The sequence below is a fragment of the Azonexus sp. IMCC34842 genome, from assembly GCF_050368855.1.
GTDB classification, from domain to species: domain Bacteria; phylum Pseudomonadota; class Gammaproteobacteria; order Burkholderiales; family Rhodocyclaceae; genus Azonexus; species Azonexus denitrificans_A.
Genome location: NZ_CP178449.1, coordinates 2,836,567 through 2,851,124 on the forward strand (window position 1 = coordinate 2,836,567; position 14,558 = coordinate 2,851,124).

13 protein-coding genes are annotated in these 14,558 nt (G+C 60.5%); 8 read left to right on the plus strand and 5 right to left on the minus strand.

Annotation, left to right across the window (positions count from 1 at the left end; genetic code table 11):
• Positions 1 to 8: 8 nt before the first annotated feature.
• The 4 genes from ACLIKD_RS13455 to ACLIKD_RS13470 form a co-directional block, all read right to left on the minus strand.
• Positions 9 to 2,375 carry a PAS domain S-box protein gene (locus tag ACLIKD_RS13455; protein WP_428825475.1) on the minus strand — a complete coding sequence of 789 codons (2,367 nt, stop codon included), beginning with the start codon at positions 2,373 to 2,375 and terminating at the stop codon, positions 9 to 11.
• A 350-nt stretch (positions 2,376 to 2,725) separates the two neighbouring features.
• Complete coding sequence (locus tag ACLIKD_RS13460; RefSeq protein WP_428825476.1) at positions 2,726 to 4,741, minus strand: methyl-accepting chemotaxis protein; 2,016 nt, start codon at positions 4,739 to 4,741, stop codon at positions 2,726 to 2,728.
• A 219-nt stretch (positions 4,742 to 4,960) separates the two neighbouring features.
• Positions 4,961 to 5,164, minus strand: coding sequence for a type II toxin-antitoxin system HicB family antitoxin (locus ACLIKD_RS13465; protein WP_226416732.1), 204 nt, complete (start codon positions 5,162 to 5,164; stop codon positions 4,961 to 4,963).
• Positions 5,165 to 5,274: 110 nt separating this feature from the next.
• Complete coding sequence (locus ACLIKD_RS13470; RefSeq protein ID WP_428825477.1) at positions 5,275 to 6,177, minus strand: LysR substrate-binding domain-containing protein; 903 nt, start codon at positions 6,175 to 6,177, stop codon at positions 5,275 to 5,277.
• Positions 6,178 to 6,316: 139 nt separating this feature from the next.
• Here ACLIKD_RS13470 and ACLIKD_RS13475 point away from each other — a divergent pair, with 139 nt between their 5' ends.
• From ACLIKD_RS13475 to ACLIKD_RS13485, 3 genes are all read left to right on the plus strand, one after another.
• Positions 6,317 to 6,916, plus strand: coding sequence for an FMN-dependent NADH-azoreductase (locus ACLIKD_RS13475; RefSeq protein WP_428825478.1), 600 nt, complete (start codon positions 6,317 to 6,319; stop codon positions 6,914 to 6,916).
• Between the two features lie 67 nt (positions 6,917 to 6,983).
• The gene (locus tag ACLIKD_RS13480; RefSeq protein ID WP_428828345.1) at positions 6,984 to 7,868 is read left to right on the plus strand and encodes a pirin family protein; all 885 of its coding nucleotides are present in this window, start codon (positions 6,984 to 6,986) and stop codon (positions 7,866 to 7,868) included.
• Between the two features lie 85 nt (positions 7,869 to 7,953).
• A complete protein-coding gene (locus ACLIKD_RS13485; RefSeq protein WP_428825479.1) occupies positions 7,954 to 8,880 on the plus strand; it encodes a VTT domain-containing protein in 927 nt (308 codons plus the stop codon).
• Between the two features lie 20 nt (positions 8,881 to 8,900).
• Here the strand turns inward: ACLIKD_RS13485 and ACLIKD_RS13490 are convergent, their stop codons facing one another.
• Positions 8,901 to 9,596: a Crp/Fnr family transcriptional regulator gene (locus ACLIKD_RS13490; RefSeq protein ID WP_428825480.1), complete on the minus strand. Its 696-nt coding sequence runs from the start codon at positions 9,594 to 9,596 to the stop codon at positions 8,901 to 8,903.
• Between the two features lie 295 nt (positions 9,597 to 9,891).
• Here ACLIKD_RS13490 and ACLIKD_RS13495 point away from each other — a divergent pair, with 295 nt between their 5' ends.
• The 5 genes from ACLIKD_RS13495 to ACLIKD_RS13515 all read left to right on the plus strand — a co-directional run bounded on the left by ACLIKD_RS13495 (position 9,892) and on the right by ACLIKD_RS13515 (position 14,556).
• Positions 9,892 to 11,622, plus strand: coding sequence for a cytochrome D1 domain-containing protein (locus ACLIKD_RS13495; protein ID WP_428825481.1), 1,731 nt, complete (start codon positions 9,892 to 9,894; stop codon positions 11,620 to 11,622).
• A 92-nt stretch (positions 11,623 to 11,714) separates the two neighbouring features.
• Positions 11,715 to 13,202 (plus strand): type IV pili methyl-accepting chemotaxis transducer N-terminal domain-containing protein, encoded by a 1,488-nt coding sequence (locus tag ACLIKD_RS13500; protein WP_428825482.1) that lies wholly within the window; start codon positions 11,715 to 11,717, stop codon positions 13,200 to 13,202.
• Complete coding sequence (locus ACLIKD_RS13505; protein ID WP_428825483.1) at positions 13,199 to 13,405, plus strand: hypothetical protein; 207 nt, start codon at positions 13,199 to 13,201, stop codon at positions 13,403 to 13,405. Before ACLIKD_RS13500 ends, ACLIKD_RS13505 begins: the two co-directional genes overlap by 4 nt.
• Complete coding sequence (locus ACLIKD_RS13510; protein WP_428825484.1) at positions 13,402 to 13,962, plus strand: HPP family protein; 561 nt, start codon at positions 13,402 to 13,404, stop codon at positions 13,960 to 13,962. The genes ACLIKD_RS13505 and ACLIKD_RS13510 overlap by 4 nt, the downstream gene beginning before the upstream one ends.
• A 57-nt stretch (positions 13,963 to 14,019) precedes the next feature.
• Complete coding sequence (locus ACLIKD_RS13515) at positions 14,020 to 14,556, plus strand: low molecular weight protein-tyrosine-phosphatase (RefSeq protein WP_428825485.1); 537 nt, start codon at positions 14,020 to 14,022, stop codon at positions 14,554 to 14,556.
• The last annotated feature ends 2 nt before the right edge of the window (positions 14,557 to 14,558 follow it).

A 14,558-nucleotide genomic window follows, 5' to 3' on the forward strand; every position in this document is an offset into this window, starting at 1 on the left:
GATCACTTCTAGTCCAAGCGGACGCAAACTTTGTTACGCCCACTCCGCTTGGCCAAATATAGTTGCTCATCTGCTCTATCCATCAATATCTCGATGCTGGAACCCTCGTCAGTAAACTTGGATATGCCTATCGACACCGTGACTTTCAGAGGCGTACCGTCCTGAACAGGAATCGAGGAAGCGGCAATGCACGTGCGGATGCGCTCGGCAACATCGAAAGCTTCGTCGGTTCCCGTTTCCGGCAAGACAACGGCGAACTCTTCACCGCCAATGCGCCCGGCAATATCAACGTCACGCAATGAAGTCCTGAGAATCTCGCCCAAGGTCGCCAGAACGGCATCGCCGGCTTTGTGACCGTAGCTGTCATTGACGTTCTTGAAATGATCGGCGTCGATCATCAACACCGACAATTCCCCTTTATAGCGCACGGCTCGTGCGAACTCACGCTCGGCCAAGGCCATGAAATGGCGACGATTTGCCAAATTGGTTAGCAAATCGATTTGTGAAAGTCGCTCGATTTCATTTTGAATTTTCTTACGCTCGGTAATATCGGTGGCAATACCGCAGACACCATTGATCTTGCCTTCCTCGTTGCGCAGCGGAAACTTGCTTGTCAAAAACGAGTGGATTCCCCGTGCATTCTCCAATGTCTCTTCCAACTCGTCAGGTTTTCCTGATGCCATTACCGCCAGATCATGCTGACGAAATACTTGAGCAATAGTTGCGGGATATAACTCGGCATCGGTCAGGCCCAATATCGCCGTACGATTCAGCCCGGTAAATTCTTCGTATTGCCGGTTCACCAGTGTGTAACGCCCATCGTTATCTTTGGCAAAAATAACGGTGCCACTATGCTCAATCAAATCGGACAGAAACCTGCGATTTTCCCGAAGTGCCAATTCAGCAGCTTTCAATTCTGTTATATCGGCGATCAGAACGAAAAACCCCTTGACCATGCCGTCGACCAAATCTGGAATGTAGTGGGCCCACGTATAGCCAATAGAACCGTCGGCCTTGCTCAGGGTTCGCTCAAAGTGCTGGACCTCCCCTCGCAACGCAGCCCGAATGAACGGTTCGTTTTTTTCCAACAATTCCGGACCCAGCAAGTCCTGCAACTGGATGCCCTGCATGACCTCCGGTGTCTTGCCAAACCACTCGAGATAATGACGGTTGGCAAAACGACATCGAAGTTCGCTATCCCAGTAACCCACCATGCCAGGAATGACGTCTACCAGCAGTTTCAGGAATCGTTCGCTCTTGGCTAGCGCCTGCTCTCGCTGTCGGCTGACGGTAACGTCGCGGGCCGCCGCATAAACCAAATGCGTTTTATAGGGCACCGCGTGCCACTCGATGAAACGATAGTCGCCATTACAAGTTACGTAGCGGTTGGTAAACGCTGACACAGGCAATCCATTGACCAAGCAAGCCATAGCTGCCTGCGTTTCCTTCTGATCATCCGGATGAACGAGGTCGAGAATATTTCTATTTTTCAGCTCCGCCAGCGGGTAACCCAGCACTTTTTCCCAAGCCTGGTTAATCTTCAACAACCGGCCATCGAGACTGGCAATACAGTACAAATCGAGAGAAATGCTGAAAAACTGCTCCAGTTCCTCAGTTTTCTGTGCCAACTCGATCCGGAGTCGCTCTTCCACAGTCAGATCACGCACGGTCCCGACAAAATACTTGCCATCAGGTGTATTGGCTTCCGCGACCCCTAACTGCATGGGGAATTGTTCGCCATTTTTTCGCAAGCCGGTCACCAATCTGGGGTGGCCGATAACTTTTGCTTGCCTGGTCGCCACATAAGTAGCGAGGTAATCATCATGATTCTCCGTGTATGGAGAAGGCATGAGTATCTTGACATTTTGATTGAGAACTTCGGATTCGGCATACCCGAAGATACGTTCCGCTGACTTGTTGAAGCGGCGAATACGTCCACCTTGGTCAATCTGAATAATTCCCTCGATCACACTGTCAATAACGGTCGCGGCAGCGCCCTGAATGCCCACTATGCGCATAGTCGACCGGATACGCAGATCAAGCGCCATGGGGTTCAGCGGCTTCACCATGAAGTCATCTGCCCCTGCCAACAAGCCATTTAACAGATCTTCTTCCGAGCCGGCTCCTGTGATGATGATTGGAACCCAGCGTCGCGTCGCTAGTGCCTTGATTTGCTTAGCTGCCTCAAATCCGCCGATGCCCGGCATCACAGCATCCATCAAAACCAGATCAAATTCACCATCACGAAAAGCCGCAATTGCTTCCTCGCCAGACTTGACGTCAGTAATCGAATGACCGGCATCACGCAGATAGCTGGAGACAGACAGACCGATAGACTCGGCGTCAGCGGCAAGGAGAATATTTAGCGGCTTCACTGTCTATCCTTTCTAGCGCAAGGCTTCAGGCTGATGTGTATGAACAATATTCAGGGCATAGAAAGCAGGCACCGATGCAAGCAGCCTAAGCTCCCGGTCATTGCTCCTGAAATAGACCATGCCATAACAATGCATCGATAGTATGCGAGTTATTGCCTGGCCAGCCATCGCCCTTTTTCGCTGTTGATCGGGCGGCAAAGCGGAAAAATAGCCTTGGTTGACTGCACTGACCCACAGAGGCCGGCCAATACAGAGATGCCGGCGCCGACATCAGGCAACTGGCCGCCATCGCTGGATGGCGACCAGTCTGCGAGCGGGCAGTAGGCCTACCGCCCGCTCGGCGAATCTCTTCAGAGCTTGAAGTAGGCGACCTGATCGCGCAACTCGGCGGCCATTCTCTGCAACTGGGCGGCGTTTTCGGCGTTGCTGTGGATGGTTACATTGGTCTCTTCGGTCATCTGGGCGACCTGCTCGACGCTACCCGCGATATCGTTGGCGGCGATGGCCTGTTCGCGCGTCGCATCGGCAACTTCGACCGCTCGAGTGCGCGACTGTCCGGCTTCGCTGGCAATGCTTTCCAGCATGCCGGCCACCTCGTTGACCTTGCTCAGGCCACTCTGGATTTTCGGGGTCACGGCCTGCATGTCCTCGACCGTCGCCCGCGTATCGTCCTGGATCTGCTTGATCTCGGCGGCAATTTCTTGTGTTGCCTTGGCGGTCCGTTCGGCCAGCTTGCGGACTTCGTCGGCCACCACGGCAAAACCGCGCCCGGTCTCGCCGGCCCGCGCCGCTTCGATTGCGGCATTGAGGGCGAGCAGATTGGTCTGATTGGCAATATCGCGAATCACGTTGGCAATCCCGCCGACTTCCTCGGAACTGACCAGCAAGCGGCTGACCTGATCGGACGAGGCATGAACGTCCTTGGCCATCGATTCGATATCGGCGACCGCCTGGTGAATCGCGGTCACACTCTGGTTGGTCAACGACGAGGTACGCTCCGAACTCAGCTCCGTATCCTTGGCCAGTTTCGACACTTCGGTGATGCTCACCGTCACCTCTTCCAGCGCGGCGGCCGACGCTGCCGTCGATTGGGCCTGGCGTTCGGTGGCGATGCTGATTTCGGCCGCCGTCGTCGACATGTTCTGCGAGGCGGTGTTGATGGTATCCGCCGCGGACCGGACGCTGCCGATCACCCCGCTGAGCTTTTCCGCCATCTGGTGCATCGCATTCATCACATTGCCGACCTCGTCCTGGCGCGGCGTCGCCAGCTTGACCGTCAGATCGCCTTCGGCCACCCGGCGCGAACTGATGACCAGCTCGGCCAGCGGCTTGATCACGATGCGATTGAGGAAGAAGCTCAGCACGCCAAGCAGCAAGATGGTCAGCACGACAATCGCTACCAGCATGATGTTCCGGACGTGAGTGGCCAGACTGAAAATCTCTTCGGCATAGCTGCCGGAAACGACGATCCAGTCCAGCTCTTTCAAGTCATTGAAAACCACGATCTTGTCCCGCGCCCGGGTTTCGCCGGACTCCTTGTTGAGCCACGGATAACGCAAGACGCCATTGCGCTTCTCGATGATTTCCTTGATGAAGGAACGGCCATCGCCATCCACCGAGCCGATGATGTTCTTTCCTTCCTGCACCGGGTGGATCAACAACTCACCGGCCGCCGGACCTTCCTTGGCATTGAGCACGAAGACATAACCCGTCTCGCCCAGCTTGACCTGATGGACAGTCTTCTTCAAATCGGCCAGCGAACTCGTGATGTCCGTCCCGACGGAAAACAGGCCAACGACCTCGCCCTTGGCATCCTTGATCGGCGAATACTTGGTCATGTAATTGCGGCCAAACAGGTTGGCCCAGCCGATGTAGGAGTTGCCCGCGCGAATCATCGAATACGCCGGATGCTGCTTGCCCAACGGCGTACCGAGGGCGCGACTGCCATCTTCCTTTTTGACCGATGAGGCAATCCGGACAAAGTCATCGCCTTTGCGGGCAAAAACGGTGGCGACATTGCCGTTGCTCAGCTGAGTAAAGCTATCGACTTCCCTGGTATTACCGTTCAGCGCCGCCCCGTTCAGCTTGAGGACCGGCGTATCGCCGCTCTCGAGAACATAATTTCCGGCCAGCGTCGCGGTAAACAGGCGCGACCAATTCTCGGCCTGCTGGCGCAGCGTGGCATCGGTCTGGGCGATCATGTTGAGAACCAACTGATTGGTGCTTTTCAGCTTGGCGGTTTCATCGCGTTCATTGATTCGGCGGGTTTCCGAGTCAAGAAAGAGGGCAAAGCAGCCCAATGAAATGACGATAGCCAGCGCGACAATGATGGCAACGCGAAAACGTATGGATTGACGATCGACCATGATTCCTCCTGCACGAAGAACACTTGCTTAACAACAAAAACTGCCCGCAACCGGACAAAACGCATATCTATTACTTAAGTAAAGTATATGCCATTAAAAATAAAAGTGCTAAAAATAATAAATATTTGACAACTTTAATCATGACCGGGTGCAGCCGGCCATCTGTCTAAAGCGCCGACCGGGCGTTGCCCTGGTCGTTGCGCCGAACGTCTCCGACGACTAAGCCTCCTCGTCGTTCTGCTGCGGCAAAGCCTCGGCGTTCCGCTCGAAGTACAGCTCGATCGCCTCGCGCAGGTTGGCTACGGCTTCTTCGTCGGTCGCGCCGTCGCTGGCCACGTCGAGCTCCAGGCAACGGGCGACGAACAGGCCATCTTCCGGATAGACCTCGTATTTGATTTTGTAGGGTGTCGGTTCTTCGTTCATCGGGAAATGGTTGGTGCCTGACTGAGCACCGGGTAGCTGAAAAACCGGATTATCGTTGAAGGCCAAACCAGCCAGCAAGGCGTTGCCGCCAAACGACGCCGATTGATCGCCTAGTTGCCCTTCGCCAGCGCCGAACGCAGCATGTCCATGAACGCCAGGGTGCGCGCCGGCAACAGACGGCGACCGGGGGTGACGCACCAGATCGTCACGGTGGGCAGCGCCCATTCCGGCAGGACGCGCTTGAGCAGGCCCTGCTCGACCCATTTGACGACGAAGCGGTCGGCCAGGCCGACGATCCCCATGCCGTGCGCCGCCAGGTCGCGCTGCAGGCCCGGCGAGTTGGCGGCCAGCGGCCCGTTGGGCAGCCCCTCCCAGTGCTCCGTGCCGCAGCTCAGCCGCCAGGGCACGGCTTCGCCGTTGCCGCCGATCAGGCGCAGGCCGACGTGATCGAGCAGTGCGCCGGGCGTCGCCGGCACGCCATAGCGCGCCAGGTAGGCCGGGCTGGCGTACAGCCCGTTCTGCAGATCACAAAGCTTGCGGGCGACCAGCGTGGCATCGTCGGGCAAACGCGTGGCGGCGCGCACGGCGAGATCGAAACGTTCGGCGAGCAGATCGACCCGGCGCGGCGACAGATCGAGTTCGAGGCGCACTTCCGGGTAGTCGGCGGCGAACTGCAGCAGCATCGGCGTCAAATCCAGTTCGCCGAAATCCGGCGGCAGGGAAACCCGCAATACGCCGCGCGGCGTGTCTTGCCGATGCAGCGCCATGGCCGATGCGGCTTCGGTTTCCTCGAGCAGTCGCTTGGCGTGGTCGAGTATCCGCTCGCCGAACTCGGTGATCGCCAGGCGCCGCGTGCTGCGCGTCAGCAGGCGTTCGCCGAGTTTTGTCTCGAGCCCGGTGATGCGTCGCGACAGCGTCGATTTCGGCAGGCCGGTGCGCTCGGCGGCGCGCGAAAAGCTGCCCGTCTCGATAACGCGGGCAAAGAGGATCAGATCGTTGGCATCCAGACTCATGCGCTACCTCATTATTCCATTTACGGAACAATAATACCCATTTGAATGGCTTCCGGCCCACCGGATTGATCAATAAAATTCGTTACATGGCTGCAGCAGTTACCGGCCTCCCCACCCTGACCTTCCTGGAGAAAACATCATGAAAATCCTGCAAATCAATGCCAGCGCCCGTTCTGCCGGTGCCAACTCGACCCGTCTGGCCGATGCCGTGACGGCTCGCCTGCTGACGCAAAACCCGGACGCCAGCGTCGAACTGCGCGACCTGGCCAGCAACCCGCACCCGGTCCTCGACGAACCGGCGCTCGGCGCCCTGTTCACCCCGGCCGAGCAGCGCACGCCGGAACAGGCGGCGCGTGTCGCCCTCGACGACGCGCTGATCGCCCAGCTGCAGTCGGTCGATGCCATCGTGCTCGGCGTACCGATGTACAACTTCGGCATCCCGGTTCAACTGAAGACCTGGATCGATGCCATCGCCCGCGCCGGCGTCACCTTCCGCTACACCGCCAACGGTCCGGAAGGCCTGGTCACCGGCAAGAAGGTCTATGTCGCGCTGGCCCGCGGCGGCCTCTATCGCGATACGCCGGCCGACTCCCAAGTGCCGTACCTGAAGAACGTGCTCGGCTTCCTCGGCATGACCGACATCGAGTTCATCTACGCCGAAGGCCTGGCGATGGGTGCCGAATCGGCCGGCAAGGCTTTTGCCGAAGCCGAGGCACGTATTGAAGAGATTCTTGCCTAAACGACATGGCCACCAGGAGGCAGCCCTGACCGGCATGGCCTCCTTCTTTCCCGAGGAGCAGCGCATCATGAATTCCGATTCCAGCAAGACCAGTGCCGCCTGGCGAACCGTCGAGCGCCTCGTTCAAGGTGTTCAGACCTCGGATGGGGCTGGCGTGCGCCTGACCCGCGTGCTGACGCAGCAGTTGCAGCGCCGGCTCGATCCCTTCCTGATGCTCGACGCCTTCCGCAACGAGAATCCGGACGACTATATCGGCGGCTTCCCCGACCATCCGCACCGCGGCTTTGAAACGATCACCTACATGATCGCCGGCCGCATGCGCCATCACGACAGTGCCGGCAACCAGGGCCTGCTCGGACCGGGCGGCGCCCAGTGGATGACGACCGGCAGCGGCCTGATCCATTCCGAATTGCCGGAGCAGGAACAAGGCCTGATGGAAGGCTTCCAGCTCTGGCTCAACCTGCCGGCCAAGGACAAGATGAGCGCGCCCAACTATCGCGACATTCCGTCGGCCGCCATCCCGGAAGTGGTCAGCGCCGACGGCGTTCGGGTGCGCGTCATCGCCGGTTCCAGCCAGCAGCTGGCCGGCGCCGTGCAGCGGCCGGTCACCGAACCGCTCTACCTCGACGTCCATATGCCGGCCGGCAGCCGTTTCGTACAGGCCATCCCGGCCGGGCACAATGCCTTCACCTATACCTACCGCGGCCAGGTCAGTATCGGCGGCACCGTCGTCAACGACCGCCAGATGGCCATTCTGGCCAATAACGGCGGCACCGCGGTGAGCATTGAAGCGGCGGAAGATGCCCGTCTGCTGATCATTGCCGGGCAGCCGCTGAATGAACCGATAGCCCAGTACGGCCCGTTCGTGATGAATAATGCCGAGGAAATCCAGCAGACCCTGCGCGACTATCAGGCCGGCAAATTCGAGGCGGCCGTCGTCCAATCGCTGTGAACCAAGTCGCCGCCGGCCGGTCGTATCGGGGAATTGGCCCTTGGCCGGGTGCCGGCCAACCTGAAGACAAGCGAAAGGCGACGTGATGGACCTCTCCCAGATCAGCGAATCTCTGCAGCGCGATGCGGTCTGGGTCGTTTTTCTCAATGTCCTGCTGCAGCAGGCCGGGCTGCCGGTACCGGCCGTCCCGACCCTGCTGCTGGCCGGCAGTCTGGCCGCCAGTCCAAGCCAGCTGGCCAACATCCTGGCCGCCGCCATCGTCGCCTCGGTGCTCGCCGACTGGATGTGGTATCTGGCCGGACGGGCCTTTGGCTATCGAGTGCTGGCCGGCCTGTGCCGGCTGTCGATCAACCCCGGCTCCTGCGTCAACCAGACCGAAGCCCGCTTCATCCGCTGGGGGCTCGGGTCGCTGGTCGTCGCCAAGTTCATCCCCGGCTTTTCGACGGTGGCGCCACCGATTGCCGGCGCATTGCGCATGGGGCTGCCCGGTTTCCTGCTCGCTGCGGCGGCCGGTGCCGCACTGTGGGCGGGCGCCGCGCTGGCCGCCGGCTGGCTGCTGCGTCAGGAAGTACATAGCCTGGTTGGCGTTCTCGACCGCCAGTCGGGCGGGGCGCTGCTGGTGCTGCTCGGCATCGTCGCCATCTGGCTGGGCTGGAAGCTGTGGCAGAAATACCGCTTCCGGAAACTGGCGGCGGTACCGCACATCACGCCGGATGAACTGCTTGCGGCACAGGCCGCGCAACGTCCACTGCTCCTGCTCGATCTGCGCGGCCCGGCGATGGTCGCCGAAAACGGCGCCATCGTCGGCGCCACGCTGGCCGAGCATGACCGCCTGCTGGATGCGGTCGGCGACTGGCCGAAAGACCAGTTGATCGTCACGCTGTGCGCCTGCCCGGAAGATGCCGGGGCGATTCAGGCGGCGCGCCGCCTGCTCGACGCGGACTACCAGACGGTACGCCCGCTGAAGGGCGGCTACGAAGCCTGGCTGGCTACGGCGAACGCCAATCCCTGAGGATTCGGCGATCGGCCGGCTCAGAGCTGGTGCAGATTGAGCCGGGCGACGTTCGGGATCCGGATTTTCTTTCCTTCGACGACAATCAGGCCGAGTTCCGACAGCTCGTGCAAAATGCGGGAAAAATGTTCCTGGGTCAGATTCAGCCGCGAGGCAATGACCCCTTTGCTGATCGGCAGTTCGAGCACGACATCGCTGGCCGTCAGATGCTTCTCGTCGAGCTCGCCGATCAGGTAACCGATGATGCGCTGCTTGCCGGAATGCAATGAATACGCTTCGACATCGGTCATCAACTGGTGCAGGCGCATCGCCAGACCGGCCAGCATCTTGCGGGCGAAGCCATGGTCGCGCTCCAGTTCCTCGAAAATCACCGCCTTCGGCACATGCAGCAGCAGCGAGTCCTTGAGCGCCTGGGCAAAAACGATGTACGGCTTGTCCATGAACATGATCGCCTCGCCAAAGCTCTGCCCTTCCTGCACGATCTCGACGACCTTCTCGTTGCCTTGCGCCGAGGTGAACCCGAGCTTGACCTGGCCGTACACCAGAACATGGAATCCGCTGCACGGATCGCCCCGGTGGAACAGCATTTCTCCCTTCTCTGCCCGGACTTCCTGGGTGCATTTGGCAAGGCGGGTGATTTCCTCGGGCGCCAGTCCGTCGAACATTGGAACATGGCTGAGCAGACTTTCGATACTGATCGCTTGATGGTCCCGCATGTATAGGTCTCCACGTATTTGTAAGTGATTTGTTGCGCGATTATAAGCAATTAGACCTAGTTACTAATGGCTAGCGAATACCCGCCTCTCATATCACGGCCGGCGGCGCACCGGCCGGACCAGCAAGGCCGAATCGGATGGCCAGACGGCATGGCTTGATCATCATCAAGTCCGGCCGGCCGCGCAGGCCGCCTGGATGCGTCGCCCGGCCCTCTCTTGATTCCGATCAAAGCGCAAATCGCCGGGCTTGCGAGAGTGCCCCGCCGCAGTCCATTTCAATGAGGAAAAGGGAGTGATGAATTCAAATAATTTCAAGCGTTACCGTCTAGCCGCCTTGCCGGCCCTGGCCCTGGCTGTTCAGTTCGCCTTCGCGCAGGCACCGGCCGCCCATGGCGATGGCACACTGCGCGACTATCAGACGGCCGGCGGCTCGCCGCTGGCCAACATCCCGATGCATCAGGACATCAACCCGCTGGCGCCGAAAATGAGCGAGGCCGAGTTCGATAAGGCCAAGCGCATCTTTTTCGAACGCTGCGCCGGCTGTCACGGCGTATTGCGCAAGGGAGCGACCGGCAAGGCGCTGACCCCGGACATCACGCTCGACAAGGGCCTCGACTATCTGAAAGTCTTCATCAAGTACGGCTCAGCCGGCGGCATGCCGAACTGGGGCACCTCCGGCGTGCTCAACGACGATGAAGTCGATCTGATGGCCCGCTACATCCAGCAGACGCCGCCGGCGCCGCCGGAGTACGGCCTGAAGGAAATGGAAGCGTCGTGGAAGGTGATCGTGCCGGTCGACCAGCGGCCGAAGAAGAAAATGAACAAGCTCAATCTCGACAACCTGTTCTCGGTGACGCTGCGCGACGCCGGCGAGATTGCGCTGATCGACGGCGACAGCAAGAAGATCGTCAGCATTCTGAATACCGGCTATGCCGTGCATATTTCGCGGATGTCGGCTTCCGGGCGCTACCTGTTCGTGATCGGCCGCGATGCCAAGATCAACCTGATCGACCTGTGGATGGAAAAGCCGGACACCGTCGCCGAAATAAAGGTCGGCATGGAGGCGCGCTCGGTCGAAAGCTCGAAGGCCAAGGGCTACGAGGACAAGTACGCGATCGCCGGCACCTACTGGCCGCCGCAGTTCGTGATCATGGACGGTGACACGCTGAAGCCGCGCAAGATCGTGTCGACCCGCGGCATGACTGTCGGCACCCAGGATTACCATCCGGAGCCGCGCGTCGCGGCCATCGTTTCCTCGCACTTCAACCCGGAATTCTTCGTCAATGTGAAGGAAACCGGCATGGTCTATTCGGTCGATTACCGCGACCTGAGCAACCTCAAGATCAAGATGATCGAAGCCGCCCCCTTCCTGCATGATGGCGGTTTCGAATCGACCCACCGCTACTTCATGGATGCGGCCAACGCCTCGAACAAGATCGCCGTCATCGACACCAAGGAAGGCAAGCTGACCAAGCTGGTCGAGGTCGGCAAGACGCCGCATCCGGGGCGGGGCGCCAATTTCGTCGATCCGCAGTTCGGCCCGGTCTGGGCGACCGGCCACCTCGGCGACGAAACGATTTCGCTGATCGGCACCGATCCGGAGAAGCATCCGGACAACGCCTGGAAGGTCGTGCGCACGCTGCAGGGCCTGGGCGGCGGGTCGCTGTTCCTGAAAACGCATCCGAAGTCGAAGAACCTGTGGGTCGACACCACGCTCAATCCCGAACCGGGCGTCAGCCAGGCGGTTGCCGTCTGGGACATCGAGCACCTGGAAAAAGGCAGCCAGCTGATCCCGATCGGCGACTGGTCCGGCATCAAGGCCGGCCCGAAGCGGGTCGTCCAGCCGGAGTACAACAAGGCCGGCGACGAAGTCTGGTTCTCGGTGTGGAACGGCAAGGACCAGGAATCGGCGATCGTCGTCGTCGATGACAAGACGCGCAAGCTGAAAGCCGTCATCCGCGATCCGAAACTGGTCACGCCGACCGGCAAGTTCAACGTCTATAACACCCAGCACGACGTCTATTAAACGCAGTATCTAGACAAAAGGTAGGGGGTTCTGCCCCCTGCCCGTTTTGCTTAGCATGTCGCTTTGCCAGGAAGCCACGAGGTCAGAGTCAATTGAGTGCCCGCTTCAGAGATTCCCACTGGGCGCAACGCGACCTGCTGGCGCGCAACCCGCTGTTTTCCGGCTTGGCCCGGCTGCATTTCGACGAACTGATCGCCGCCAGCCGGCTGCTCGAACTGCCGGCCGGTCACGTTCTTTATCGGGCCGGCGAGCCGGTTCGCGAAGCGCATGTGCTGTTCAGCGGCAGCGTCAAGCGCTCGACGACGCTGGCCGGAGCGACGAAGAAAATCATCGAACTGGTCCAGTCGCCGCAAATGCTCAGTCTCGGCGAGCTGTTCGGCGCCGCCCACTACGCTTCCTGCTGCACGGTTATCACGCCCTGCGTCATCGTCGCCATCGACATCCACAAATTGCGTGGGCTGATCCAGCGCAGCCTCGATCTCAGCTGGCGCATCATCCAGGCGCTGGCCGAGCGTCAGTGCGCCGTCGAGTTCGATGTGACCGGCCATCATTACGGCCTGACCGGCACCCAGCGCGTCCTCGATTACCTGCTCGAACAGGCCGGCGACCGGGCCCGGCTGGCCGGCGAGACGACCGTCACGCTGAAAGCCAGCAAAAAGATGATCGCCGGGCGCATCGGCATGACCCCGGAATCCTTCTCGCGCAACCTGCGGCAACTGAGCGACAGCGGCTTCGTCGTGGTCGAGGGACGCAACGTACACATCCAGAATGCCGCCCTGCTCGACACCGAAATCGGCAATTCCACCCAACGCCTCAACTTCTCCCGCAAACCTCGGACCGATGGCGCGCAGCCCGGCAAGAGCCTGTCCTTCGGCGCCCTGATCAATTCATGCGGCCGGCTGCGGATGTTGTCGCAGCGTTTGAGCATCGCCTGGGCCCAGATTGCTTTCGATATTGCACCGGCCCGGGGCCGGGTCAAACTGCGGCAACTGGAGCTGGAATTCGCGCGCAACCTCGAGCGCCTGGCGAAACTCGGCCAGCCCGGCGAGGTCGGCGAACGCCTGGCGGCGGTGGCGGAAATCTGGCCCGGCTATCGCCAGGCCCTGTTGGCGGCGGAAGCGCAGCCGTCCGACGGCGAGCAGGTTCTGGCCCTGAGCGAAGCCATGTTGCGCGCCACCGATGCGCTGGTCGCCCAGGCCGAGCAACTGGCCGGCACGCCGGAAGCCCGCTACGTCAATATCGCCGGGCGGAACCGCATGCTTTCGCAACGGATCGGCAAGTTTTTCCTGTTTCAGGAACAGGTCGGAGATGCCGCCGCCGTCCCGCAGCACGCCGCGGCGTCATGCCGGGAATTCGAGCGCAACCTCGATGAATTGCAACGCGGTGGGCAAAACCTTCCCGAACTGGCGGCCCAGCTTCGCGAGGTGGCCGGCCAATGGCATAAATTCATGCGTACCCTGCAGCCCGACCTGTCGCACGGCCACAAGGCGAAGCACGCCCAGTCGGTGATTACCGAAGGCGACCGTCTGCTCCGGCTGGTCGATACAGCGGTGAAACTCTACGAAAGGCTGAGCAAATGACCCCGAACAAAAGCGAAATCGAACAGGCGCTCGAACTGGAGCTCTCCGACGAGGACATCCTCGATGCGCTGAGCCATATTTCCGGCTACATCGACATCAGTACCGAGGATTTTCGGACGGTTTACCACCTTGCCTGGCGCCACGCCCTGGCCCGGCTGCAAGCCCTGCAGGATAACGAAGCGGCAAGCGGCCCCGCCGCATGAAACTTGAAAACCGTTGGCGCGACTATTGGCAGAAGATGCATGGGACGACACGCGGCAGCCCGCCGCGCGTCAGCAATGAAGAAATCCTGCTGTCGTGGATCGGCGCTTTTGTCGGCATCGGCAGCCTGGCCGGACTCGGTCAGGTTTTTTTTGCCGACGGCGACCTGGTGCTGATGATCGGTTCCTTCGGGGCGTCGGCGGTGCTGCTGTTCGGCGCCGTGCGCAGCCCGCTGGCCCAGCCGCGCAACCTGCTCGGCGGCCATATCATCTCGGCCCTGACCGGCGTCATCTGCTGGAAGTGCCTTTACTTCGCCCCCTGGCTCGCCGCGGCCCTGGCGGTGGCGACGGCCATCGCCCTGATGCATGCGACGCGCACGCTGCACCCGCCCGGTGGCGCCACCGCCCTGATTGCGGTCATCGGCTCGGCCGACATTCATCAGCTCAGTTTCTGGTATGTGCTCGTTCCGGCGACGCTCGGACCGCTGATCATGCTGATCATCGCGCTGCTGATCAACAACCTGCCCCGCTCCCGGCGTTACCCGGAAATCTGGTTTTAGGCCAGGCACCAAGGCATCCGTGCGACTATTGATTTGAAATCAATCGAGCCATCGATCATGAACCAGGCTTACCGCATCCTCTGTGTATGTATGGGCAATGTCTGCCGCTCGCCAACGGCCGAGGCGGTGCTCCGGCAACTGATTCAGCAACACCAACTGCAGGGGAAAATCGAAGTGGACTCGGCCGGCACGCACGGCTACCGCGTCGGCGAAAGCTGCGACGGGCGCACCCAGCAGCGCACCCGGGAGCGCGGCTACGACCTTTCCAGCATGCGGGCGCGAAAAATCGGCTGGCAGGATTTCGACTACTTCGACCTGATCCTGGCGATGGACAAGGGCAATCTGTACAACCTGCGGCGCATCGCCACGGAGGAGCAGCAGGGCCGGATCCACCTGCTGATGGAATTCGCCCGGAATTTCGTCGAAGAAGAAGTTCCCGATCCCCTGGTGACGCTCGGCGAGAACTTCGATCACATGCTGGCGATGATCGAGGATGCCTGCGCCGGGGTAATCGAGCATGGCAAAGCCCAGTTGGCCGGGGCTGAGCAACAAGCCGGCGGCCCGCCCCGTCAGGCGAGAGACGTTAGCCGATAGCC